At 38.5% G+C, this 699-nt stretch carries 1 protein-coding gene; it reads right to left on the bottom strand.

The annotated features are described in order from the left end of the window. The coding region (locus CQ839_RS24665; protein WP_146048819.1) for a hypothetical protein at positions 1-348 on the bottom strand (348 nt) is incomplete at its 3' end. Positions 349-699: the final 351 nt, after the last annotated feature.

Here is a 699-nt window from a genome sequence, read left to right as displayed (position 1 = left end):
TATTAACTTTGCTGAGTACTTCTCTTTCTCTTGCGTTCTCTTTCCGACTGTAAACGATTGCTGACTTCTATCTTGAAAATCAGTTAGTGTTAATGTCGATTGCGTTCCTATCCATATAGCGGCTTCTTTCGATGCACAATAAATATCTCTTTTGATTGGTCTGGTGGGGTGCTGACAGGTTACAAATCTTGGCTCTAAGTTTCTTGGTAGATACTTTAAAGTTAGATCAGCTTGTGTAAGTGCTACAAATCCTGTCCCTGTGGTTAATGCATTCGATTTATCGATACGAATTAACCAAGGATTGCCGTTATCATCAAAATATTTAAAATCTGCTAATGAGCCAGCCATAGTTTGGATCGAGTCTTCGCTTTAGTAGTGCAAGGCGAACGAGCTTACAAAGCTTGTCAAGTTATTCCCTATGTTGTCTGATTCTCTTTGACTGGTCAACTTGCGACTTTTAGGTAGAAGTGGGAAGTTGTTAAATTGGCTGTATTCTTTTATTCACAGGCTTTTAAGCTATTCTTGATTAATTAAATATCTGTTCTATTGGAACTTTTACCAGTGAACGGGGTTAAAGAAGGAAGTGTTACATGTCCAAGAATAACCGCCATGGTCAAGCAGAAATTTTGTCCGCGTCTGATTGCGATCGCATTCGTCGATCGATAATTTCCAAACATCACTTGTTACTTTGGGATATTG

The sequence above is a fragment of the Pseudanabaena sp. BC1403 genome (genome assembly GCF_002914585.1).
GTDB lineage: Bacteria > Cyanobacteriota > Cyanobacteriia > Pseudanabaenales > Pseudanabaenaceae > Pseudanabaena.
Note: the sequence above shows the minus strand (reverse complement) of the source record. Positions and strands in the feature narration are given on the sequence as shown.